Below are 25,182 nucleotides of genomic sequence, written 5' to 3' on the forward strand. Positions count from 1 at the left end.
TTTGTTACATATGGATACTTATACACTCCCGATACTGGCATTCCTGGTATTGCTGGCAGGTTTCTTCGCCGGGTTGGAAACAGCCTTCGCCAATGTGAACAAACTAAGCATTGAGCTCAAGAAGAAGCAAGGACGCGCTACCGGAAAAATCCTCGCCAGTTTTAATGATAACCCCTCCCGTTTTCTGGCAACCAGCCTGCTGGGCCTTACGATTACTATTGTTATCTATGGCATTTTGTTCGCTGGTTTCTTTCAGCCCCTTTGGAACAAGGTGCTCTCCCCACAGGAAAGTATCAGCTACCAGCCCCTGTTATTGTTGATGGAAGTCCTGCTGGCTACCCTCATACTGCTTACATTCGGATTCTTCCTGCCCCGTGCTATATTCCGGTCCCGGCCGGAAGGTTTGCTCAGTTTCTTTGCCCTGCCTATATCAGTGATCTCAAAACCACTGTTTGTAGTTGGTAGTCTGCTCGTATCAGTATCCGAATGGATCCTGAAATACCTCTTTAACGTCAGAATTATCGAAACAGCCACTTCCTTTCCCCGTGTAGATGTGGAGCATTTTATACGGCAGTCGCAACAACATGTGACTGAGAACCAGGAGCTGAATACCGAATTATTCGAAAATGCCCTTTCCCTGGCTCATGTGAAGATCCGTGGTTGCCTTATTCCCCGCAAGGAAATAGAAGCCCTGGAAATAAACAGTCCGATTGCACAGGCACAGCGTAAATTTATGGACACGAAACTGTCCAAGATCATTATTTACGAAAATACGATCGACAATATACTCGGCTATATTCACCAGCTGGATATGTTCAAAGGTCCTGCTGATATTCAGGCTATCCTGTACCCGATCCTGGCGGTGCCGGAGACCATGAGTGCCATTGACCTGCTGGGTAAGTTCAACAAAGAACGTAAGAGTATTGCCTGGGTAGTAGATGAATTTGGTGGTACCGCCGGAATCGTGACGATTGAGGACGTACTGGAGGAAATTTTCGGGGAGATCAAAGATGAACACGATGAGGAAGAATTTGTAGACAAGCAGATTGCAGAAAAAGAGTATATTTTCTCTGGTCGCCTGGAGCTGGATTACCTCAATGAGAAGTATGGATTTGACTTTCCGGAAGATGAAAGTGAGACCCTGTCTGGCTATATCATCAACCACCACGAGACGATTCCCCGTCAGAAGGAGCGTATAATTATCAACGATTACGAGTTTGAAATTATTAATGTAACAGAGACACGTATCGAAATGATTAAGATGAAGGTACTTGGGTAAGTAAAGAATCTCATATACTTATCCGGAATTGGATAAAATAACGGCTTTTTTAAAAGAAACTTCATTTTTAGTTGCTTATTTGTCAGGTATTTAGGAGAACTTACTAGTTTTTTATAAAAGAAAAGAAATCAGGTGTTGATATTGTGATATTTTTTTTAATATATTTGCATAGTCATTAAGCATCTGACCTGCTAAAACGATTTAAAAAAAAGTAGTAGGGAATTAACACGGATTTTATACATTTGCTACAGATGATGTAACACAATGATTTGATTTTTGTTAAAAGGATGTAAAAAAAATTGTTACAACATTGATAATAACATAATTCTTTACTATTTTTGTAATAGAAATTTAAAAGTGACCAGAAACACGGACTATTTTGAAAGCTTGCCATCAATCGAATAGAAAGTGACACTGGAAACTAAAGACATTCTCGAATTCAACTTTTTTGGGGTTAACAAACAATGGATGAAAGGCCGGCTCTTGATTCTTCTCGGGCTGGCTCTCTTTTTTTAAGTCCCCTTCGCCTCTGCTAAATCGTTAATCTTATATCAACTTCTCTGCCAGTCTATACCGTACTCTTTCCGCCCGGCATTTAAATCACATTAAAACCACCTGCTTTACTCTGTTTTCTTCCAGGCAACCGCTATATTTGTGCTCCTTAGGAATTAATGTTTAACTCAGCCTGACAAACAGATATGTTCAAAAGAATTTTTGCAAATAACAACGAGAAAGCGGAGATGACTTTCTTTGACCACCTGGAAGAACTACGAGGGCATCTGTTCCGCGCTGCTGTAGCAATTGTGGTATTTGGAATTATAGGTTGGGTATATACAAATGAAATATTGGATAAAATCGTTTTTGGGCCTACCAACAGAGATTTCCCTTCCTATATCGCACTGTGTAAAATTAGCCACGCAACCGGGCTGGGAGATAAGCTTTGTATCGTTCCGGTAGATATCGTATTTCAAAACCATGTACTGACTGGTCAGATCATGCTCCAGTTCAAACTGGCATTTATTGTGGGTTTGGTATTGGGGTTCCCTTATATCTTCTGGGAATTCTGGCGCTTTGTAAAGCCGGCATTGAAACCAAAGGAGGTGAGAGGCGCAAGAGGAATAATATTCTGGGTATCTTTCCAGTTTTTTTTAGGGATTTGTTTCAGTTATTTTTTGATGGCTCCGTTTACCATCAACTTCCTGGCTGGCTATACTGTAACAACGAAAGCTGTTAACCAGTTCTTCATAGATGATTACTTCGACCTTATGACCCAGATCGTCATCGGTATGGGGGTATTATTTGAGTTGCCTGTTCTCATCTTCTTCCTCACAAAGATCGGTTTGATTACGCCTACTTTCCTGCGTACCTACCGTCGTCATGCGATCGTTATAATCCTGGTACTGGCAGCGGTAATCACACCTCCTGACGTAATTGACCAGCTGATCGTATTTACACCTTTATATTTGCTGTATGAAATCAGTATCTATATATCTGTTAGAGCACTGAAAGGTATGGAGGATAAAGAAAAAGAACCGGAAATAGAAGAGTGGTCCTGATAAAGCGTAACGGTTTCACTGTTTAAAAGTTTTTTTATGTCACAACAAACAACATTCAATTTGTCATTGCCAATTGCTATCGGCTCTGATCACGCTGGCTTCGACTACAAAGAAGAGATTATTTCATACCTGGAAGCAAAAGGTTTGCAGGTAAAGGATGTAGGTGCCTTCTCGAGTGAATCAGCTGATTATCCTGACTTTGCTCATCCGGTAGCCACACTGGTAGAAAGAGAGCAGGCTGCGTTTGGTATACTCGTTTGTGGTAGTGGTAATGGTGTAGCAATTACAGCGAATAAACACCAGGGAATTCGTGCAGCTATCTGCTGGGGCGAAGAACTGGCCCGCCTGGCCCGCTGTCATAACAATGCGAATGTGTTGTGCGTACCTGCCCGATTTGTAGACGATGCAGTTGCAAAGCAAATGGTAGATGTGTTCATTAACACTCCATTTGAAGGTGGCAGACATGAAAACAGAGTAAGAAAAATCGCCTGCTTATAACAAATAACAGGTAAACGATAAAAAAGCGAAGGCGTTGCACATGCAACGCCTTCGCTTTTTTATGATTTTTTTCATTGCAATCGAAGGCAAGGTATAACATGTGAAAATCATAATAATCCCACTCATTTCGAACATAGAATTATTTTGGCGATAATAAAATGTTTTGTTAAATTGTGTTAAGAGTCAGTCAGTTGAGTGTCATTTTATCTTAGAATCCAATCTGTACATAGCGTGCTTTAGTAAATACCTACGACTATTCCGTATAACCAAAAAAAGCATTGTTACACGTCCGGTATTTAACATCGCACAGGAATTATTTATTAGACCAGAGAATTGCAAACCAAAACCCCCATCATCAATAACCGATAAAATTATACCACCATGGAAACACCTGCTACTTATCATGTAAGCCGGCGCCCAATTACTATTATTCGTCGTAATAGCGCAACGACATTATTTGTGAAGCAAAAGGATACCTGAACTGAGAAAATGTGATGCAACCCCATCCGGATTTAGAGCAAGCAGCGATATTCACATTATCCCCATACTGGTAATATTTGTTTTCCTTCAATCCGGTTTATCAGCTGAAACAACATTTTTTCAGATGCTTAAACTTCTCAAATATGTCATCGACAGAATTTAACGCACTTTTGTTAGGAAATGCCGATTTCCTGAGACCGTATGCTGTTACCCTGACCAAGGATGCTGAATCAGCAAAAGACCTTTACCAGGAAACACTTTTCCGTGCACTCGCCAATCGCGATAAGTACCTGGCCGGTACCAATATCCGCGCCTGGCTCTACACCATCATGCGGAATATTTTTATCAACAATTATCGCCGCGGCAACAGGCAGTTCCGCCTGCTGGACAACTCCGCCGGCGAATTCCTGATGCACCAGCAGATTCCTACCATCGGAAATGCTGCAGAAACAAATCTGCGCATCAAGGATGTACATTCAGCAGTCTACAACCTGCCGGTGATTTTCAAACAACCCTTCATGCTTTATTTTGAGGGTTATAAGTACTACGAGATTGCAGCCATGCTCAATGAACCACTGGGGACTGTGAAAAGCCGCATACACTTTGCCAGAAAAATGCTGAAGTCAAGGATCGTACGCTTTTAATCTTTTTATTACATGAATCGGGGACAATTCTTTAATGCAGATTATACCATCTGCAGAGGACATTATTTCTCTTTACCTTAACAATTTAAAATATCCTGAAACCTACATCCCGCAACGCTTTCCACATTGAGCGATGGGTACATGAATTTAATTCGTACTTTTACGGCTTCCCTTTAATTTTTTTGACCATCAGTTCCTGATGGTAATGTGGATTTTTAATAACAATAATGAAGGCAAATTACTTAGACGAACTGAATGAGCGGCAGCGCGAAGCAGTTGAGCATATCAAAGGCCCGCTGATGATCGTAGCGGGTGCCGGATCCGGTAAGACGAAAGTACTTACCACCCGTATCGCCCACCTGCTCCGCAATGGTGTAGATGCTTTTAATATCCTCTCACTGACCTTTACCAACAAGGCTGCAAAAGAGATGAAGGAACGTGTGGAAAAGATCCTTGGCGGTACCGAAGCCAGGAACCTCTACATTGGTACCTTCCACTCGGTATTTGCCCGTTTGTTAAGGGCCGAAGCCCATCGCCTCGGTTATCCCAATGACTTTACAATTTATGATTCCGACGATGCGAAAAGCGTATTGAAAACAATCATTAACGAGCAAAACCTGGACGATAAGCATTATAAACCTAACATGGTCTATAACCGCATCTCTTCCGCCAAAAATAGCCTTGTAGGCCCCGAAGAATACCAGCATGACTACGCCATCCAGCAGGAAGACATGAGGGCCAACCGCCCCATGACCGGCAAGCTGTATGAAATGTATGCCAAACGCTGCTTCAAAAACGGCGCTATGGACTTCGATGACCTGCTCTTCAAGATGTACCAGCTCCTGAAGAACTTCCCTGAAGTACTTCACAAATACCAGCACAAGTTCAAATACATCATGATCGATGAGTACCAGGATACCAACCCTGCTCAGTACGAAATCATCAAACTGCTGGGCGCTGCCCACGAAAATATCTGTGTGGTAGGAGACGATGCGCAAAGTATCTACTCCTTCCGCGGTGCTACCATCCAGAACATCCTCCAGTTCGAAAAGGACTACAACGATGCCAAAGTGGTAAAACTGGAACAGAACTACCGTAGTACCAAATCCATTCTCCAGGTTGCCAATGATGTGATCGCCAATAACAAGGGGCAGATCGAAAAGAATCTCTGGACAGACAATCCAGGTGGAGAAAAGATAAAACTGGTGCGAACCATGACCGACAATGAGGAAGGCAAATTTGTAGCCGAAACCATTGCCGAGCAAAAGCTGCGTAACCATTATGCAAACAGGGACTTCGCCATCCTGTACCGTACCAATGCTCAAAGCCGTGCGTTTGAAGAAAACTTACGTCGTAAAGCGATTCCTTACCGCATCTATGGAGGTATCTCCTTCTACCAGCGCAAGGAAATCAAAGACTTCGTGGCTTACCTCCGTATCGTGATGAACCCATCCGACGAAGAAAGCCTGAAACGCATCATCAACTATCCTATCCGCGGCATTGGTAAAACCACCGTTGAAAAGGTGGTGATCTACGCAAACGAACACAATATCACCTTCTGGAACGTGCTGGAAAGAGCACAGGAATTCGGGTTCAAAGGTGGTACCCTGGAAGCTATTGAAAACTTCGTGACTATGATCCGTAGTTTCCAGGCTATGCTGGGTAAACACAATGCGTACGACATCGCCGTACAGGTAGGTAAGTCTACCAACATCGTCAAAGAACTCTTCAACGATAAAACCACTGAAGGTCTTGCCCGCTACGAGAACATCCAGGAGCTCCTGAACTCCGTAAAGGAATTCACCGAAACACCTACTGAAGATGGTGAGCTGCTGGAAAAATCACTGGGTACCTACCTGCAGCAAATCACCCTGCTCACCGATGCTGACAAAGGCAACGATGAAGACAGCGATGTGGTAAAACTGATGACCATCCATGCTGCAAAAGGACTGGAATTCCCGGTAGTGTTCAGCGTAGGTCTGGAAGAAAACCTTTTCCCGAGCTCCCTCTCCATCAATTCAAGGGAGGAGCTGGAAGAAGAGCGCCGTCTTTTCTATGTGGTTATCACCCGTGCAAAAGCCAGGTTGTTCCTCACTTATGCTAACAGCCGCTACCGCTTTGGTCAGCTGGTGAACAATGAATCCAGCCGTTTCCTTGAGGAAATGCCGGAACAGTACATTGACCGCAGCTATGCAGGTGGTGGTGCTGTAGGCAACAGAAGCCCGATCAACAATGGTGGTGGCCTCTGGGGCAACAGTGGTGGAGGCAACATGTTTGACCGTATGCAGAAGAAAACGCCGGGTAGCCAGTCTTCCCAGCCTGTAGCCGGTCCCCGCCCTGCACCTAAACCAGTTGCCAGCGCTGCTGCCAGCACCCATGTACCAAGCGTCGGTTTTACACCGGATGATCCGGCTACTATGGAAGCAGGTATGGAAGTGGAACACCAGAAATTCGGTTTCGGTACCATCCTTAGTATGGAAGGAGCACCTAACAACCGTATCGCTACCGTATTATTCCCGAAAGGTGGCGGTGAAAAAAAGATTATGCTGAACTATGCGCGATTGATGATCGTAAAGAAATAATGCAGACTTCCATTCTCTTAAAATTACGTCATTACTGTGCTTACCAGGAACGCAGCCACAGCGAGGTGAAAACAAAAAGCCTGGAGCTGGGGCTGCGTGGCGATGAAATCGATGAGGTGATAGCTGCGCTGATTGCCGACAACTTCCTGAACGAAGAGCGATTTGCCCGGGCCTATGCCGGTGGTAAATTCCGCTCGCAGAAATGGGGGCGGAAAAAGATCCTGGCAGGCCTCAGGCAACACCAGGTTTCTGCTTACTGTATCAAAAAAGGTATGGAAGAGATTGATGATGAAGACTATATGGATGTGTTGCAGTCGCTCATTGAAAAGAAATACGCCTCTCTGAAAGGAGAACAATACCTGAAAAGACAGTATAAGACGACCCAGTACCTGCTACAAAAAGGCTATGAACCCGAGCTGGTAAGCGATATCCTTAAACAAATTGCAAAAGATGGGCTATAATTTTAAAAGTTTTTAGCCGAAGTCATCGTAATTTTATGCAATTAGAAACCGATAATTTATGTCAGATCTGAAAGTAACGCTTATACAGACGAAACTGCATTGGGAAGATATTGATGCTAACCTGAACATGTTCAACGAAAAGATAGATAGCATCAAGGAAAGAACCGAAATCGTCATCCTGCCTGAAATGTTCAGCACAGGATTCAGCATGGCTCCTGAAAAGCTGGCTGAAAAGATGGATGGTAAGGCTGTGCAGTGGATGGCTAAAAAAGCAGCAGAGAAAAACATCATTATCGGTGGAAGCCTGATCATCGAGGAAGATGGTGAATACTTCAACCGCTTCGTATGGATGCAGCCAAATGGTGTAGCCGGTACTTACGACAAGCGTCACCGTTTTGCTTACGCTGGTGAGGACAAGCACTATTCTGCCGGCGATACCCGCCTGATTGCTTCTGTAAAAGGCTGGAAAATTTGCCTCACTATCTGCTACGACCTGCGTTTCCCTGTATGGCAGCGCAACCAGATCAATCCAGATACCAATGCCCCTGCCTACGACCTCCTGATCAACGTAGCAAACTGGCCAGAGCGCCGCAGCACTGCCTGGAAAACATTGATTCAGGCACGCGCCATCGAAAACCAGGTATATGCTATCGGTGTAAACAGGGTAGGAGATGATGGCAACGGCATCTACCACAGTGGCGATACCAGCCTCATTGATCCGCTGGGCGAAATCCTCTATAGAAAGAGTCACGACGAAGATATTTTTACTACCACACTTGAGCGCGCCAAACTGGACGAAATAAGGAAGAACATTCCTTTCCTCAGGGATGCTGATAAATTTCAGTTGTTTTAATGTTACAAGCCATTCATCATATTGCAGTAATCTGCTCAGACTATGAGCGGAGTAAGAAGTTTTATACGGAAGTGCTCGGGTTGGAAATAATCAGGGAAGTCCACCGGATGGAACGTAAATCCTACAAACTGGATCTTGCTTTGAATGGACTGTATGTGATCGAGTTATTTTCATTTCCCGATCCTCCGCCCCGCCCTTCCAGGCCGGAGGCGAGCGGCCTGCGTCACCTGGCATTTGCTGTGTCGGACCTGGACCAGGCTGTGGCTCACCTGAAGACCCACGCTGTTGACACTGAGCCTGTCCGAATTGACCCATATACCGGAAAGAGATTTACATTTTTTACCGATCCGGATGGGTTACCACTGGAGCTATATGAACAGTGAGCCTGGCGGATCATAAAACATAACCCATGCTGAATGCATATAGCAATTGCAGGATCTTCACCGGCGATAACTGGCTGGAGGATCACGTTGTACTTTCCGAAAATGGTAAAATCACGGATATTGTTTCCCCTAAAGCAGTTCCCCCACATGCTATACTTCATGACCTGAACGGGGCAGACCTGGTGCCCGCTTTTATAGACTTACAGATTTATGGTGGTAATGGTCGTTATTTCCCTTCTTTGCCCGATGTGGAGTCCATCAAGGCCACTTATGAATATTGCAAAGCTGGTGGTGCGGCTTACTTCATGATCACTATTCCTACACATTCTCCTGAAATAATTTTAAAATCCATTGCTGCCGTAAAAGAGTATTGGGATCAGGGCGGTGAAGGCTGCCTGGGCTTACATTTGGAAGGGCCTTTTATCAGTCCTGAAAAGAATGGTGCACATATACTGAAATACATCAAATCACCTGGCTCCGAAGATATTGATTGGGTACTGAGCCATGGTGAGGGTATCGTAAAAATGATGACGGTGGCACCAGAGCGTGTAGCTCCTGAACTCATCACCCGCCTTCAGGAAGCCGGGATCCTGGTATCTGCCGGCCATAGCAATGGCACCTACCAGCAGTTATACCAGTCTTTCGAAAATGGTATTACTACCTGTACCCACCTGTTCAATGCCATGTCGCAGCTACAAAGCCGCGCACCGGGTATGGTAGGAGCGATCTATGATCATCCGCATGTACATGCCAGTGTGGTAGCCGATGGTATTCATGTAGACTTCAATACAATCCGCATCAGCAAAAAGATAATGGCAAACCGCTTATTCCTGATCACCGATGCGGTAGCAGGCAGTGATAGTGCTGAATACGGGTTTCACTGGAATCCGGAAAGCAATCGCTATGAAGATGCGAATGGAACATTATCAGGTTCTGCACTCACCATGCTGGAAGCTGTAAGGAACTGTATCGCACAGGTAGGTATAGCACCGGAAGAAGCATTGCGTATGGCAGCGGCTTATCCTGCTACAGTAGCCGGACTCTCTTCTGAGCTGGGCCGCATAGCCCCGGGCTTCCGGACCGCCATGCTGGCGCTGGATGAAAGCTGGGCCTTCCAGCAACTTATCTTATCTTAGCGGTTTCAAGCAGATATTTATATTTCATGGGCATTCTACGCTACTTCACCAAGAATCAATATAAGAACCTTTTCCTGTTGGTTTGGTTCCTGCTTTGCCTCATACAGGCAGGGTATACAGAACTGATGGACGATGAAGCTTATTACTGGGTGTACGCGCATCACCTGAGCTGGGGGTATTTTGACCACCCGCCAATGGTTGCGGTGCTGATCAGGCTGGGGTATGCCCTTTTTCACAATGAATTTGGTGTGCGTATCGGTATGGTGATCCTGAACCTGGGAACCATTATCATTACAGACAAACTGATTCCCCGCAAGGATAACCGCCTTTTCTACCTCTTATTGCTGGTAATGGGGGCGATGCAGGTGGGGGGGATGCTGGCTGTGCCGGATGTACCGCTGGTTTTCTTTGCTGCATTGTACTTTTATGTCTATCGTGCTTTCCTGGAACAGCAAAGCTGGAAGAATACATTTCTCCTGGCGCTGAGCATGGCGCTCATGTTCTATAGCAAGTACCATGGTGTATTGCTGGTAGGCTTCACGGTGATTTCTAACCTGAATCTCCTGCGGGTATTTAAGTTTTATGTAGCGGTGGTGATCACCACTATTTTGTTCTTTCCGCATTTATACTGGCAATACGCGCATAACTTTCCTTCATTGCAATATCACCTGATAGAAAGAAATGCATCCGTATACCAGCTTAATTTTACAATAGAATACATCCTCGGTCAGATCCTGTTATTTGGTCCCCTGGCTGGTTGGTTAGTATTATATTATGCATTTGTATGTCCTATACAGAGTGCATTTGAAAGAGCGCTGAAGTTCTGTACAGTGGGGGTACTGGCATTCTTCCTGCTCAGTACATTCAAGGGTAGGGTAGAGGCAAACTGGACGGTGATGTTGTTTACTCCTGTGATGGTGCTGGCACATCAGTCAGTAAGAAGAAAGAGATCTATTCGTCGTTCACTGAAGGTTATTCAGTATCTGGCACCCGCTACATTGGTAGTGGTTTTTATAGCACGTGTTTATATGATCTGGGATTTTATGCCGGGGGTAAATATTCGCCCTGAAATTCATCATAACAGGGAGTGGGCAAAGACATTGCAGGAGCATGCCGGTGGCCGCCCGATTGTGTTTTTGAATAGCTACCAGATGCCTTCCAAGTATATGTTTTATAGTGACAATGGATTGGGATATAGTATCAACAGCCGGTATAATCGCCGGAGCCAGTATAACTATTGGGAAACGGAAAAGCAGTTGTGGGGTAAGCAGGTAGAGATTACGTACGCTACAGAAAATATACCCGTGACTGATAGTTTTAATACGCCGAAAGGGTTGGTGAAATTCCATTTGCAGGATCCTTATTATTCATATTCCCTGGTGCAGTTTAAAGCAGCTATGGGACAGGTAAAAGTAAAACCGGGAACGACGATGGGATTCTTATTGCAGGTGGATAACGGGTATCATGAAGCGGTGCCGGTAGATCCGGCAAATGAGGCGGTAGTAGGATATGCGTTTACACAAAAGGATGTAGAATTTCCTGCTGTAAAAACGGAGTTAACGATCAGCAAAGCAATAGAACGCAGGATAGTAAGAATAGAAGTACAGATGCCTGATAAACCGGGTACATACCAACTAAAGTTCTGCGTATTCGCCGGGGTGTTGCCGCCGACGCATAATAGCCAGACAATAAAAGTCATCGTAGAATAAATCAAAAGGCCGGTCAGCTCTGCTGACCGGCCTTTTGGTTTAAATTTATAGCCGGCTGCTAAGCAGCCGGCTATGAATTTAAAGTGATTTTAAAAACGCGATCACCTGCCCTCTCTCCCCCGCACTCAACTCACTAAATTTTCCTTTCGCCTTTGCCGCCTCACCATCATGCCACAATATCGCCTCCTCCAGCGTTCTAGCCCTGCCATCATGCAGATAAAACGGTGTCCCATTCGTTTTCTCAAACAGCCCCACACCCCAGAGCGCCGGTGTCTTCCACTCAGTTCCCGTTGCCCTGAAATCCGGTCTGCCATCTGCCAGCCCATCACCCATATCATGCAATAGCAAATCTGTATAAGCATGGATCCGCTGATTACTCAGATACGGATACCGCACATCAACTCCCGTCTGCATAGTAGGAATATGACAATTACTACATCCTACCTGTGCAAACAGCTTTTCACCCGCCATAATATCTCCATCTGTCGTATTCCTCCTCGCCGGCACCGCCAGTGATAATAAATAAAACTCCACTGCATCCAGCAAACTATCCGGCAGCTCAGGATCATCTGTCAGATTATCCATCTGTGGCTGTCCATAAGAGCTTTCTTTGGGAAAGATCCTGCTTGTAATCCCCATATCCTGCTGGTATGCTGCTGCGGCCTGTGTGAGGATGGTAGCGGTATTCGCCTTCATACCCAACCTGCCCAGCATCATTTTATCTTTCGATGCATCATATACATAATTAGGTTTACCACTGATGCCATCGCCGTTTGCATCATTTTCATCTGCATAGGAAAGGATCGTAGATTCCGGAATAGTGACTAACAATCCCAGTCCAAAAAATGGTGGTGCCATACGTGGTGATACCATCAGATCTACCGGTAGTGCTGTATAAGGATTGACGAAGTTATAAGTAGGTTTACGAAGGGTAGTAACCGTACCATCAGGGTAAGTATACACCTGCTCTGTATAGGTGATTTTGACAGAAGCTTCTGCCGTCTTCCCGAATACTGCCAGATCCTGCAATTGTAATCCATATCCCGGCACTGCCAGGGGGCCTCCATGTGCATCCGTACCGGGAATACTCAATCGCATCAGCATCGAAGATGTGACCGTACCGGTAGTCGGGCTTCCCTTTCCATCGTTATGGTGACAGCTGCGGCAGCTCACGTTATTGAATATAGGTCCTAAGCCACTATTGATAGTAGCAGGTGCTGTTACGAATGTCTGGTCTACGCTGTTGTCGCCCAGGTCGTGGACGTGCTGGTCATAGTTGCTCAGGCCAGGGATGACGTTGCCAAAAGCTTTGCTGGTCGCATCAAATACGGTAGCAGCGCCCCCGCTCAGTCGCGGATCGTAATCCTCCTCGCTGAATGGTGACGGTTTGGTACACATCATCAGCAATGAAGGGCAGGCCAGTAAAGCCGCTGCTAAATAGATCTTCCTTATCCGCATTGAAAAGTATATTAAAAAAGTAGCCGGCCTTCGGAAGAAGTGCCGGCTGGTTCAAATCAATCTTTGATATTAGTGAGGATGAAATTCTCAAGATCTTCTTCAATGGTGCCTTTCAGCGTTACCAGGTTGCTCATGGTCGTAGCACATAAGCCTCTCTGGCTGATGATCGCTTTTTCATAAGGCATTGTGATAGCATCGAAGGAGCCGATGGCTGCCTCAAACTGTTGCTGTAACTTGGTGTCCAGGCTCAGGTTCTTTGCTGCTACCAGTGCATGCAGGCTTTTACCATTGCTGCCCAGGAAGGTTCCCATATATACGTCATAAGCACCCACAATATTGTTCTTGAAGTCAGTAGTGGAGTTACCACTGAATGGTGATTCTACGATATTAGGATCCTGTGCATCATAAGGCTCTTTCATTTTTGATTCACCCACTTCCCCGCAGATGTCTGCCAGACCTGCTGCCATAGCAGTAAACAGGCTTTGCTTGGTAGGGAATGGCTGTGCACCTTTGCCTGCAGCAAGTACTTTGGCGGAGTAGTTACCACCGGCAGCGATCCAGCTGTCACGCAGCTTGGTACAGGTATTTTTCAGGTCTACCGTCAGGCTGGTGATGTATTTCTTTTCGCGGGCAGTGAGCGCAGCGGCAGCACGCTTGCCATCAGTACCCCACAGGATATATTCAATGGGGTGATAACCTCTCAGGGAGAGCGTAGCCAGCCCTTCGATGTCTGCTATCTCCAGTGCATTTGAACTATTGAGCAGGGAGTCCATTTGTACATAGTCAACCGGCCAGGTGTCCATATTCGGATCATAGTTATCATCTTCAACAGGGCCGAACAGGTAACCTTCACATTGTTCCCATGTCTTACGCATATCTTTCCAGGCTGTTTTAGCAGCGGTCAGGTTTTCTTCAGTAGTAGATGAGTTCAGCGCCGTTACCACATTGTTGAAAGTAGTGGCTTTGGCCAGCAGGTCTTCATAGCCCGGAACGGCGGTTTTGTTTACGAAGTTGAGGGTCACCGAGTCTTCCAGGGCAGCAAAATCACTGTTGGACGTATCGTTGTCGCTATCCTTGCTACAGGACAGGATCGTGATAGTACCTGCAGCGAACAGTAATACAAGTTTTTTCATGATGTTTAGTTATATGTATATGATCAAATTGGTAGCTGTTGTTTCCGTTTGCAGCGTAGGAAGCGGTTTTTCGGCAGGGCCTTTTTTCACTTTCCCGGTTTTGTCATACTGGCTGCCATGGAGGCTGCACAGGTAACCATTACCGGTAGGCACGAGTGGATTGTGCTGATGTGTGCAGCGCAGTAGTAATGCCTGATAAGTGTTGTCCGGATTCTTTTGTACGGCTATTTCGTATTCGTAGTTTTTGGGGCTGATGATCTGCGCGTTGCCGGCATCAAAGAGCGTCAGGGGCACGGTGACTTTATGATCGTCTACAGTCGTCTTAAACCCTTTTTGTGTGGTGCCGCAGGAGGCCAGGAAGTCAGCTACAGAAAATGATACAGCGCCCAGTACACAGATCTTGCAGGTGTCTTTCAGAAAAGTTCTTCTGCCCTTGTTTTCCATAAATTCCAATTGTCAGAATGAATAACCGATACCAATATTCAGGAAGGAATTATTGACCCTGTAAGGCACTCTTGCAGGACTAGGATTGATCACCAGTGCTGGATTTTCATCGCCCGTATGCAGGATTCTCACATCTGCCTTGATCGCAACGTTGGGAATAGGGAGGTAGGTGAAACCGGCAATGATATGTTGCTGTTTCAGCGTACCATCGTAAATACCATTCGAAGGGATAGAGGAATTGAGGTCAAGTATTTCGTACCTGCCAAATACATTCAGTTGCTGGTCTTTGTATTTCACAGAATTTTCCAGCAGGTTGTAGGCGAGTTCTCCATAAGCGCCATACATCACTTTTGCTACGTTGTTGGCGTATGCTCTGTTCACATCACTTGCGTTGGGGAAGGAGATCATGGTCCCAATTGCCTTGGCGGAGAAGCCTTTGTTGCTATACATGATATCCGCTTCACCCAGGTAGATAGGAAGGCTAAAAGTACCATGATTAAGTTTCAGGCTGTCCGACTTACGGGCATTGAGTCCATTGGTACCGCCGGCATAACCGGATACCTGGAAGCGGAAGTTCTGCCAGTAGTATTGCAGGCTGGCAGTAACGGCGAGGTTGTTGGCATAAGCACCACTACCTTCCGCCTTGCCATCTACTACACCTGTGCCGTGGGTGAAGGTGGCATCGTTCAGACCATTTACCACCGCCAGAGTATAGTTCAGCGGAATACGGCGTGCACGCCCATAGAAACCCACACCCAGTTCACGCCAGGTAGCAGGAATCACGAGTTGCTCAACCATTGGTCGCTGCACGCCATTGAAATTGACTGGGAGGTGGTTTTCGTTCAGGATACCGATACGCGGTACGAACAGGCCAGCTACGATGTACTGGCGGGGATTGAGGCTGAACTTCAGGTAGGCTTGTTCCATCGAGAGCTCACCGGCAAAACCGTTGTCGACGGCATTCGGTTGGACTTTCGCATTTTCCAGTTCCATCTCGCTGAAGAAGGCGATTTTGGAATTAAACTGGTGTCCTATAAATAATACGACCCTTTCTAATGTGGCACGGGCCATCTTTTCATTCATGTCACGCTGGTAGAACGCTGAACCATACCCGGAAATCACCGTTCTGCTGGAAGATGTACCTGCGGTCAGGGAATCTTCTCCGGTAGTCAGGACTAATTTTTGCGCCGGCGTGATTTGTTGAGAGAAAATTGGTTGAAAGGAAATAAGGATGCTGCCTAATGATAGGATCAGCGCATGCTTCAGTGTCATGGAGTTGTTTTACAGTGGGACAAATGTCCTCTGAAAAACAAAAGGTTACATTACGCAAGACGGAAAACTAATGATCCAAAACGGAAATTTTTGTTAATAAAAAAGCGCTTCGGAGTGAAGCGCTTTTAAAATCAATCTTTTATTGTTGAAACGCATTCCATCCCTGCGCTACCAACTTAAATTTATTGCCACCTTTCGTGAGGATGTGTGCCCCTTCGCTGATATCTGCCATATATCCGATCACACTGATTTCTTCGGACATTACAATTTTGTCGTAGTCCTCCTGTTTCATGGTGAACAGCAGTTCATAGTCTTCACCACCACTCAGTGCACATGCGGTAGGGTCCATACCAAACTTCAGTGCCATTTCCTTACTCTCCTGTGCAATAGGAATCTTTTCTTCATAGAGCACTACGCCCAGGTTGGATTGCTTACAGATGTGCAGGATTTCAGAACTCAGACCATCACTTACATCCATCATCGCCGTCGGCTTGATGTCGTTCTTTTCCAGCCACTCGATGATATCTCTTCTTGGTTCTGGTTTCAGCTGCCGGCCTATGATATAGGTTTGTTCTTCCAGGTCTGGCTGCAGCTGCGGACTTTCCAGGAAGATCTTTTTCTCTCTTTCCAGCAGGGTCAGACCCAGGAATGCAGCACCCAGATCGCCGGATACGCACAGCAGGTCACCTTTTTGGGCCGTGGAGCGCTTCACAAACTGGTCAGGGGCTACCTCACCCAGGGCAGTTACGCTGATTACAAATCCTTTCTGTGAGCTGGAAGTATCTCCTCCAATCAGGTCTACGCCATATTTCTCACAGGCAGCATATACGCCTTCGTAAAACTCGTTCAGTGCCTCCACTGAAAAACGGTTGTTGAATGCAATGCTTACTGTAATATGTGTAGGCGTTGCATTCATGGCATAGATGTCGGAGAGGTTCACGGCCACAGATTTATATCCCAGGTGCTTGAGCGGGGTATACATCAGGTCAAAGTGAATGCCTTCCACCAGCATGTCGGTAGATACAACTGTCTGACGGCCGAAGTGGTCGATCACGGCAGCATCGTCGCCCACACCCAGTACGGTGCTGGCCTGCTGGATTTCAATATTCTTGGTGAGGAGCTCAATCAGGCCGAATTCGCCTAACGAGTTGATCTCGGTTCTTTCTTCACTCATTATTTTGCTCAGTATTTTCCATTAACGACATCTACCAGTTGCTGATGAATATTGCCATTGGTGGCAATCAGCGTACGCTGGTAAGGGGAGTACCTGTTGCCTTTGAAGTCAGTGACTTTACCACCTGCTTCTTCCACGATGAGGAAACCGGCAGCAGCATCCCAGGCATTCAGTGTATGTTCATAATAACCATCGAAGCGACCATCGGCTACCCAGCAGAGGTCTATAGCAGCTGAACCAAGGCGGCGTACGGCCTGTCCTCTCTTCACAAAGTAAGCAAAGATATCCACCGGATCGTTTTCACCGCCTTCCCACTGGTAAGGGAAACCCGTTGCCATGCAGGCACTGCCCAGGTCTGTCTTGGCAGATACGTGGATCGGTTGATCGTTCCGCGTAGCGCCTTTCCCTTTTTCTGCAAAGTAAAACTCATTCAGGAAAGGGTTGTACACAGCTCCCAGTACCATTTCTCCATCTACTTCCACACCTATGCTAACGCAGCAGATAGGAATACCATGGGCAAAGTTCACCGTACCATCCAGGGGATCAATGATCCATTTGGTATTAGAAGTGGTTACCAGCTCACCCGACTCCTCACTGAGAATGAAATGGTCAGGATAGGTATCCTGGATTACCTTAAAGATGGCAGATTCTGCCCCTTTATCGGCTTCCGTTACCAGGTCATTGATCGTGCTCTTACTGCTGATCTGAAAAGCGCCGTTGAAATAGTGCTGTAAAACTTGTCCGCCAGCCTGTGTTGCCTTGAGAAGGGTTTCTTTTAACATGCAGCAAAGGTACGTTTCAATTTTTTTACCTGCCATATCGTTTTTAGTAATATGTTTGTATAGGATTGCCAACTGGGGACAATATTTGGAAGTAGAATGTTCAGGCTGCTAACGGCCGGTCTGACAAAATTGAGTCTCCACCCAATCCGAAATTCGCCGTATTTTTGCAGTTTATAAAGAAGAAGGTAATTAATGGCCATTTTAGGTAATCTTATATCCAGGTCACTGCGCATCAGGAAGAAGTTCACATTTAAGTTAGGTACGCCACGCCAGTATCAGTTACAGGTATTGTACAGGCTACTGACAAAAGCTAAGGATACGCAGTTTGGTCAGCATTACAACTTCCAGGAAATACTCAATAGCCCGAATATCATCGCTAATTATCGTTCCACTGTACCCGTACACAACTATAATAAGATGCACGCGGAATGGTGGTATAAGTGCCTGGAAGGGCAGGCTAATGTAAGCTGGCCTGAAAAGATTAAATACTTCGCGCTCAGTTCGGGAACCTCCGAATCTGCGAGCAAGCACATACCCGTTACCCGCGATATGCTGCGTAACGTAAAGAAGGTGGGTGTCAAGCAGCTATATTCTATGGCTAACTTCGACATTCCTCCTAAATCGTTCTCCAAGGGAATCCTGATGCTGGGTGGTACCACCGCCCTGTATGAAAAAGGGGATTACTATGAAGGGGATATGAGTGGTATCCAGGCGAAGAACATCCCCCGTTGGTTCAGACGTTTCTACAAACCCGGTGGGAACATTTCCAAAAAGCCAAACTGGGAACAGCGTATCAAGCTCATCGTGCGCAAAGCGCCACAGTGGGATGTAGGTACCGTATGTGGTGTGCCTGCCTGGGTACAGATTGTACTGGCAGAGATCATCAAATACCACGGGGTGAAAAATATCCATGAGATCTGGCCTAACCTGGCCGTGTATATACATGGAGGCGTTTCCTTCGAGCCTTACCGCGACAGTTTTCAGAAACTACTGGGCAAACCGATCAATTTCATCGAGACATATATGGCTTCGGAAGGCTCTTTCGGCTTCCAGGCCCGTCCGGGTGTAAGGGGCATTAAACTGGTCCTGAACACCGGTATCTTCTACGAATTCATACCATTTACAGAAGACAACTTTACCAGTGATGGCGAGGTAAAAGCAAATCCTAAGTCCTACATGATCCACGAAGTAGTGGAAGATGTAGAGTACGCAGTCATGCTTTCTACCTGTGCCGGTGCATGGCGCTACCTCATTGGTGACGTTGTGAAGTTCACTTCCGTAAAAGAGCATGAGATTATCATAGTAGGCCGTACTAAACAGTTCCTGAGCCTTTGCGGCGAACATATGAGTATCGATAACATGAACAATGCGATCGATGCTGTACAGAAGAAACTGGGTATTACCGTTAGTGAATTTACTGTAGCAGGCTTCCCGCACGATAGCCTGTTTGCACACCGCTGGTTTATTGGTACCGATGATGTGAATGTAGATAGCAACCGTGTCCGTGAAATCATAGACCAGACCCTGTGTGAGGTAAATGACGACTATGCAGTAGAGCGTACCTCCGCACTGAAGGAACTCTTTGTTGAGATCCTGCCAAAAGATGTGTTCATCGACTACCTGCGCGTAAAAGGCAAGGAAGGTGCAATGAACAAGTTCCCCCGCGTGATGAAAGGAGAAAAACTGAAGGATTGGGAGAACTTCCTGGCATCCAGGCTGAAATCAGTGTAAGAACTTTAACGAATTTTAAAGTAAAAAGAGGGGTAACTTCAACCACAAAGGGGAGTTTACCCCTCATTTTTAGATAGGGAATCTTGTAGCGCATGACATCTGCTTTCTTATCAGCGGTCTTCTCCGGAGTGGCACTTGGACTGGTTTTATCAGTATCTGTCGGCCCCGTCATCTTCGCGATTATAAAATATAGTGTGAATAACGGCTTCAAAGCCGGGATTAGTTTTGCGCTGGGTGTATCATTCAGTGATATTATGTATGTGATGCTGGGCAACCTGGCCACTGCCTTTATCGAAAATCTGAAGGAGTACAATAAACTGATCGGGATAGTTGGGGGTTGTTTACTGATTTGCATGGGCCTGTACGGCCTGCTGTTCAAAAAAGTAAAGATCAGCACCGGCGATGAAAAGCCTGAAATGTTCAGAACCCATGATTATCTGAAGATCTGGCTGGCGGGTTTCCTGATGAATACGCTGAATCCCGGGGTACTTTTGTTCTGGCTGGGAATCTGTGTTTCGAACGCCCCGCACCCGGTAGGACATAAGATTATTACATATGGGGTCTGCCTGATATGGGTCCTGTCTACCGATATACTGAAGGTATTCGTAGCAGATAAAATCAGGCATAAGCTGACCCTCACGAATGTGAAGTGGTTAAATAAGATTTCCGGGGCCAGTATGATTGTGTTTGGCTTGCTGCTTCTCTACCAGATGGCATTCAATGTAAGCGCAATAGGTCATTAAAATTTTTGGAGCCGCCGCAGGCGCTCTTGCGAAAAATGCGCTGTTACCGAAGGTGACAGCGCATTTTTCATTTTAAAAAAAAGCATCCCCTTGCGGAAGATGCTTTCTATTTATTGGTGGATTAAAAGCTCCTATTTAATAGTCCAGGTTTCCTTACCCGCCAGCAGCTTATCCAGATCGCCAGGACCTCTCTTGCTGAATGCATCTTCTACCTGGAAGTTCAGTTGCTCCTCATAGGTAGGACGGAATCCCTGATAAAACACCCCAAACGGACGTGGGAAGTGTCCTTCAATACGAGGATCGTCGAACATACGGGTCAGGATCTGTGCCTTATAGAAATCGTGTTCATCATGAATCCACAGGTCCGCGGCACTGTATTCAGCACCCAGTTCCACTACCACAGGTTTCAAACCATCCAGGCGGATACCTTTATTCTTCTGTGCGCCAAACACCAGTGGCTGGCCCTGCTCCAGGAAGATAGCCTGCTCAGCTTTGCTGGATTTTTCCGTAAACACTTCAAATGCGCCATCATTAAAGATGTTACAGTTCTGATAGATCTCCAGGAAAGAAGCGCCTTTATGCGCATGACTGCGTTTCAGCATTTCCTGCAGGTGTTTAGGATCACGGTCCATACTTCTGGCAATGAAGGTGGCATCAGCACCCAAAGCCAGCGCCATCGGGTTGAACGGATGGTCGATACTGCCGTAAGGGGTAGACTTCGTTACCTTGTTGGACTCGGAAGTAGGAGAGTACTGTCCCTTGGTCAGACCATAGATCTGGTTGTTGAACAGCATTACATTCACATCAAAGTTACGGCGCAACAGGTGAATCGTGTGATTACCACCGATGGACAGGCCATCGCCATCTCCTGTCACAATCCATACACTCAGCTCAGGACGTACAGCTTTAAGGCCGGACGCGATCGCAGTAGCACGGCCATGGATGGAGTGCATGCCGTAGGTATTCATATAGTAAGGAAAGCGGGATGAACAGCCAATACCGGAAACAATCACTATGTTCTCCTTCGGTATACCCAGTCCGGGCATAATGGTCTGCACCTGTTTCAATATAGAATAATCTCCGCAACCCGGGCACCAGCGTACTTCCTGGTCCGTTGCAAAATCCTTCGCCGTTAACGCCTGCGGAGCTATAGTTGCTGTTGACATTGTTGTATTGTTAATAGAAAAAGTTATAATTGGTTGGCAAAGTTACGAATTGTAACCCGATAGGGATTACGCAATCCGGAATAACTGTATAGGGAACTGACCACAATCAGTTTTCCTGTGCCAACAACGCTTCCCAATATTCAGCCGCTCTTCTTGTATGTGGTATCACGATCGTACCTCCAACTATATTAGCTACTGCAAAAATTTCATACATCTCTTCAGTGGTCACACCTTGTTCATGGCACTTGCCCAGATGGTATTTGATACAGTCGTCGCAACGTAATACCATAGACGAAACCAATCCCAGCATTTCTTTCACTTTCGTACTAAGGGCACCTTCCATATAAGTGTTGGTGTCCAGGTTGAATAACCGGTTGATCACTTTGTTCTGTTTGCCCAGAATGACCTCATTCATCTTTTCCCGGTACTCGTTAAATGCTTTTATCTCGTCTGCCATTTTATTGTATTTGCACAATAAAGCTATGAAACGATTCCCAAATATAAATCAATCTACTTAATGAGTAGACTAGTGCTTTGTGAGGCTAAAACCTCGTTTTATTAAGTTCTTGATTTATAATTTATTATAAGGTTTGGCATAACTGCCGGTTATAGCTCATAACAATAAGTAATTAAATGCATTCCCAAAGCCGGCGGCAGGCCCACCACGAAAGCAAGGGTTTTGCCCCCCGCAAAACCCTTGCTTTCGTCCATTTAATTTCGCTCGCTTAACAGTGGCGTAACATTAGAATATTTCCTTTGCATCACTATTCAACCACATGTTTTGAACTAAATGCTCACCTGCAGGTCTGGGGAACCTGCTTCTATTCAACTATGCGAAAAAATCCCACACATTAATTCAACCTTTATGCGGAAAGTATTTTTCACTATGCTCTTCTCGTGGCTCAGCATGATATGCCTGGGTCAGACTACCGGCTTAGTCACAGGTAGTATCGTCGACAAAAATCAGGCATTATCGCTCCCGGGAGCCACCCTGAAGCTGAAACCCGGCAACCACTACACAGTATCTAACCAACAGGGTAAATTCGAATTCCTTAGCGTACCTGTTGGCACCTACACACTTGAAGTCACTTACATTGGTTATCAATCTCATACACAGGAAGTAAGCGTTACTGCCGGCAAAGCTACCGACCTGAAACTGCAACTTGAAGCCGGTGGTGTGGCCGGAAAGGAGATCCTGGTAGTGGGTGACCGTCTCCGGGGCCAGGCCAAAGCCCTGAACCAGCAGAAAAACAATCCCAACGTGACCAATATCGTTTCTGCTGACCAGATCGGCCGTTTCCCGGATGCGAACATAGGCGATGCGATGAAACGTATTCCTGGTATCACCATGCAGAATGACCAGGGCGAAGCCCGTAACATTATCATCCGCGGTCTGGCTCCTGAGCTGAACTCTGTGACTTTGAACGGTGACAGGATCCCGTCTGCCGAAGGTGATAACCGCCGTGTGCAGATGGACCTCATTCCTTCAGACATGGTGCAGACGATCGAAGTCAATAAGACCCTTACCCCTGATATGGATGCGGATGCAATCGGTGGTTCTGTGAACCTCGTCACCCGTGCGGCACCGAATGGCCTGCGTGTGTCTGCTACACTTTCCGGTGGTGTGAACCCCATTCGTAACAAGCCGCTGTATACCGGTGGCCTGGTATTGGGCAATCGCTTCTTCAACAACAAACTGGGGGCGGTAGTCAGCGCTTCTTACAATAACAACGACTATGGCTCTGACGATGTAGAAGCTACCTGGAAGAAAGACGATGCAGGGCATGTATACACCGAAGAAATGGAAGTGCGTACTTATAATGTTCAGCGTATTCGCCGTAGCTTATCTGCCGCCCTGGACTATAAGATCAACTCAAAGAACACGCTTTATGCAAATGCCATGTACAACTGGCGCGATGACCGTGAAAACCGCTACCGCCTGAGATATAGCGATATCGAACCTGAGTATGCTACTGATGGCAGCATCACCAGCTATACCGGGCAGGTGCGCCGGGAAACAAAAGGTGGTATCAACAATGACAGGAATAAAGGCAGAAGACTGGAAGATCAGCGCGTACAGAATTATTCCCTGCGTGGTGAACACCTGCTGGGTAGCAAGGTAGACCTGGACTGGGCAGTGAGCTATTCATCAGCAAGTGAAGATCGTCCGAATGAGCGCTATATAGAGTTCCGTGTGAAAGATGCACCTGTATCACTGGATCTCACTGACACCCGTTTCCCATTGGTGACGACAACTGTTACTGAGAATGACCTGGAGTTTAATTCACTGTCAGAGAACCATGATTATACCCGCGAGAACGAGTTGGGAATGAAGTTAAATCTGCGTTTCCCATTCAGTATTCTGCCTGATCAGAAAGGCCGTCTGCGTGTAGGTGGTAGAATGCGGATCAAGGATAAAAAACGTGAGAATAATTACTTCGATTATGAGCCGGTGACGGAGTATGGTTCAATGGCGACATTGCCGCAGGTAAACTATAACGGGGAAGGCTATCAGCCAGGTTCCAAATACACCCGTGGCTCTTTTGTATCAAAAGACTACCTGGGTAGCCTGAACCTGAATGACGCATCTAAATTCGCCGGTGAAGATAATCCGGCTGAATACCTGGCAGTGAACTATAAAGCAAATGAAACCATAACCGCTGCTTATGTCCGCTGGGACCAGGATTTCAATGCTAAGCTGTCTATGATTGCCGGTGTACGGGTAGAAAATACTTCTACTGATTATAAAGGTAACGTAGTAGAGGATGAAGAAGATTTAGCTGGTCAGCGTGCTGTGAAGAATAGTTACCTGAATGTATTGCCGGGAGTGACTTTCAGGTACAATGTAAATAATGATTTAGTGTTGCGTGCAGCTGCTACTACATCTATTGCGCGTCCTAACTATTATGACATTGCGCCCTATGTAAGCAGTGTGGCAGATGATGCTGCGATCAGTGCAGGTAATCCTGATCTGAAAGCTGCGTATGCATGGAACTTTGATATTATGGCGGAGCAGTATTTTAAATCCGTGGGTATCCTGTCTGCCGGCGTATTTTATAAGAGTATCAACGACTTTATTTATACTTATAAAAACGTGTCTTATTCAGCTGCAGATTTTACAGCTGATTATGGTAATACGGCTACTAATCCTATTCCTGATGGAGAGAACTGGACGTACAAACAGGCGCGTAACGGTGATAATGTGAAGGTGTATGGATTTGAGGTGGCCTTACAGCGGCAGCTGGATTTCCTGCCTGGATTTGCAAAGGGTTTTGGCGTGTATGTGAACTATACTTATACCAAATCAACTGCAAGTGGAGTGTATAATTCTGATGGTGAAAAGCGCACCGGTGTTACATTGCCCGGTACAGCACCGCATATGTTTAATGCGTCTCTTTCATTCGAGAATAAGCGTTTTACTGCGAGATTATCAGGTAACTATACAGCGGCTTATCTGGATGCGCTGGGTGGCAGTGATTTTGATGACAGCTATTATGATAAGCAGTTCTTCCTGGATGCAAATGCGTCTTATAAGTTTGCGAAGAACTGGCGTTTCTTTGCAGAGGCGAATAACCTGACTAATCAGCCATTGCGTTATTATCAGGGGATTTCTTCGAGAACAATGCAGGCAGAGTATTATAGGCCGAGATATAACTTCGGTGTGAAGTTTGACTTATAAACTAAAAGGGGTTATCGTA

Annotated in this window: 21 protein-coding genes; 13 read left to right on the forward strand and 8 right to left on the reverse strand. The window is 46.0% G+C overall.

All coding sequences use genetic code 11. The features are described 5' to 3' along the window. Positions 1–10: 10 nt before the first annotated feature. The 10 genes from DXN04_RS10470 to DXN04_RS10515 all read left to right on the forward strand — a co-directional run bounded on the left by DXN04_RS10470 (position 11) and on the right by DXN04_RS10515 (position 11,581). Complete coding sequence (locus DXN04_RS10470) at positions 11–1,279, forward strand: hemolysin family protein (protein ID WP_116853268.1); 1,269 nt, start codon at positions 11–13, stop codon at positions 1,277–1,279. Between the two features lie 698 nt (positions 1,280–1,977). Next, the gene (tatC, locus tag DXN04_RS10475; RefSeq protein WP_116853269.1) at positions 1,978–2,835 is read left to right on the forward strand and encodes a twin-arginine translocase subunit TatC; all 858 of its coding nucleotides are present in this window, start codon (positions 1,978–1,980) and stop codon (positions 2,833–2,835) included. Between the two features lie 36 nt (positions 2,836–2,871). Further along, complete coding sequence (gene rpiB / locus DXN04_RS10480; protein WP_116853270.1) at positions 2,872–3,333, forward strand: ribose 5-phosphate isomerase B; 462 nt, start codon at positions 2,872–2,874, stop codon at positions 3,331–3,333. Positions 3,334–3,956: 623 nt separating this feature from the next. Next, on the forward strand, positions 3,957–4,457 hold the full coding sequence (locus DXN04_RS10485; RefSeq protein WP_072362852.1) for an RNA polymerase sigma factor: 501 nt from the start codon (positions 3,957–3,959) through the stop codon (positions 4,455–4,457). Between the two features lie 227 nt (positions 4,458–4,684). Then, positions 4,685–7,039, forward strand: coding sequence for an ATP-dependent helicase (locus DXN04_RS10490; RefSeq protein ID WP_116853271.1), 2,355 nt, complete (start codon positions 4,685–4,687; stop codon positions 7,037–7,039). Next, on the forward strand, positions 7,039–7,500 hold the full coding sequence (locus DXN04_RS10495; RefSeq protein ID WP_116853272.1) for a regulatory protein RecX: 462 nt from the start codon (positions 7,039–7,041) through the stop codon (positions 7,498–7,500). The genes DXN04_RS10490 and DXN04_RS10495 overlap by 1 nt, the downstream gene beginning before the upstream one ends. Positions 7,501–7,558: 58 nt before the next feature. Continuing rightward, a complete protein-coding gene (locus tag DXN04_RS10500) occupies positions 7,559–8,353 on the forward strand; it encodes an amidohydrolase (protein WP_116853273.1) in 795 nt (264 codons plus the stop codon). Next, positions 8,353–8,736: an SMU1112c/YaeR family gloxylase I-like metalloprotein gene (gloA2, locus tag DXN04_RS10505; protein ID WP_116853274.1), complete on the forward strand. Its 384-nt coding sequence runs from the start codon at positions 8,353–8,355 to the stop codon at positions 8,734–8,736. The genes DXN04_RS10500 and gloA2 overlap by 1 nt, the downstream gene beginning before the upstream one ends. A gap of 26 nt (positions 8,737–8,762) precedes the next feature. After that, positions 8,763–9,872 carry an N-acetylglucosamine-6-phosphate deacetylase gene (gene nagA / locus DXN04_RS10510; protein WP_116853275.1) on the forward strand — a complete coding sequence of 370 codons (1,110 nt, stop codon included), beginning with the start codon at positions 8,763–8,765 and terminating at the stop codon, positions 9,870–9,872. A 26-nt stretch (positions 9,873–9,898) separates the two neighbouring features. Next, positions 9,899–11,581, forward strand: a complete 1,683-nt coding sequence (locus DXN04_RS10515) for an ArnT family glycosyltransferase (protein WP_116853276.1) — start codon at positions 9,899–9,901, stop codon at positions 11,579–11,581. Between the two features lie 78 nt (positions 11,582–11,659). Here the strand turns inward: DXN04_RS10515 and DXN04_RS10520 are convergent, their stop codons facing one another. From DXN04_RS10520 to DXN04_RS10545, 6 genes are all read right to left on the reverse strand, one after another. Beyond that, complete coding sequence (locus DXN04_RS10520; RefSeq protein ID WP_199415007.1) at positions 11,660–13,039, reverse strand: di-heme oxidoreductase family protein; 1,380 nt, start codon at positions 13,037–13,039, stop codon at positions 11,660–11,662. A 56-nt stretch (positions 13,040–13,095) separates the two neighbouring features. Next, a complete protein-coding gene (locus DXN04_RS10525; RefSeq protein ID WP_116853277.1) occupies positions 13,096–14,172 on the reverse strand; it encodes an imelysin family protein in 1,077 nt (358 codons plus the stop codon). Positions 14,173–14,181: 9 nt separating this feature from the next. Continuing rightward, positions 14,182–14,616, reverse strand: coding sequence for a QcrA and Rieske domain-containing protein (locus DXN04_RS10530; RefSeq protein ID WP_116853278.1), 435 nt, complete (start codon positions 14,614–14,616; stop codon positions 14,182–14,184). Between the two features lie 12 nt (positions 14,617–14,628). Further along, positions 14,629–15,888, reverse strand: a complete 1,260-nt coding sequence (locus DXN04_RS10535; RefSeq protein WP_116853279.1) for a hypothetical protein — start codon at positions 15,886–15,888, stop codon at positions 14,629–14,631. A 139-nt stretch (positions 15,889–16,027) separates the two neighbouring features. Next, positions 16,028–17,062, reverse strand: a complete 1,035-nt coding sequence (gene thiL, locus DXN04_RS10540; RefSeq protein WP_116853280.1) for a thiamine-phosphate kinase — start codon at positions 17,060–17,062, stop codon at positions 16,028–16,030. 8 nt (positions 17,063–17,070) lie between these two features. Next, on the reverse strand, positions 17,071–17,844 hold the full coding sequence (locus tag DXN04_RS10545; RefSeq protein ID WP_199415008.1) for an inositol monophosphatase family protein: 774 nt from the start codon (positions 17,842–17,844) through the stop codon (positions 17,071–17,073). 192 nt (positions 17,845–18,036) lie between these two features. Between DXN04_RS10545 and DXN04_RS10550 the strand changes: the two genes are divergently transcribed. Further along, entirely contained in the window at positions 18,037–19,575 is a 1,539-nt protein-coding gene (locus DXN04_RS10550; protein WP_116853282.1) for a GH3 family domain-containing protein, read from the forward strand. 92 nt (positions 19,576–19,667) lie between these two features. Continuing rightward, positions 19,668–20,318: a LysE family translocator gene (locus DXN04_RS10555; protein ID WP_116853283.1), complete on the forward strand. Its 651-nt coding sequence runs from the start codon at positions 19,668–19,670 to the stop codon at positions 20,316–20,318. A gap of 131 nt (positions 20,319–20,449) precedes the next feature. Here DXN04_RS10555 and DXN04_RS10560 read toward each other — a convergent pair whose 3' ends face one another. Together DXN04_RS10560 and DXN04_RS10565 are read right to left on the reverse strand one after the other, a co-directional pair. Continuing rightward, complete coding sequence (locus tag DXN04_RS10560) at positions 20,450–21,484, reverse strand: 2-oxoacid:ferredoxin oxidoreductase subunit beta (protein WP_116853284.1); 1,035 nt, start codon at positions 21,482–21,484, stop codon at positions 20,450–20,452. A 106-nt stretch (positions 21,485–21,590) separates the two neighbouring features. Further along, positions 21,591–21,941, reverse strand: coding sequence for a carboxymuconolactone decarboxylase family protein (locus tag DXN04_RS10565; RefSeq protein WP_116853285.1), 351 nt, complete (start codon positions 21,939–21,941; stop codon positions 21,591–21,593). 408 nt (positions 21,942–22,349) lie between these two features. Between DXN04_RS10565 and DXN04_RS10570 the strand changes: the two genes are divergently transcribed. Then, positions 22,350–25,163: a TonB-dependent receptor gene (locus DXN04_RS10570; protein ID WP_116853414.1), complete on the forward strand. Its 2,814-nt coding sequence runs from the start codon at positions 22,350–22,352 to the stop codon at positions 25,161–25,163. Positions 25,164–25,182: the final 19 nt, after the last annotated feature.

The sequence above is a fragment of the Chitinophaga silvisoli genome (assembly GCF_003412465.1).
Taxonomy (GTDB): Bacteria; Bacteroidota; Bacteroidia; order Chitinophagales; family Chitinophagaceae; genus Chitinophaga; species Chitinophaga silvisoli.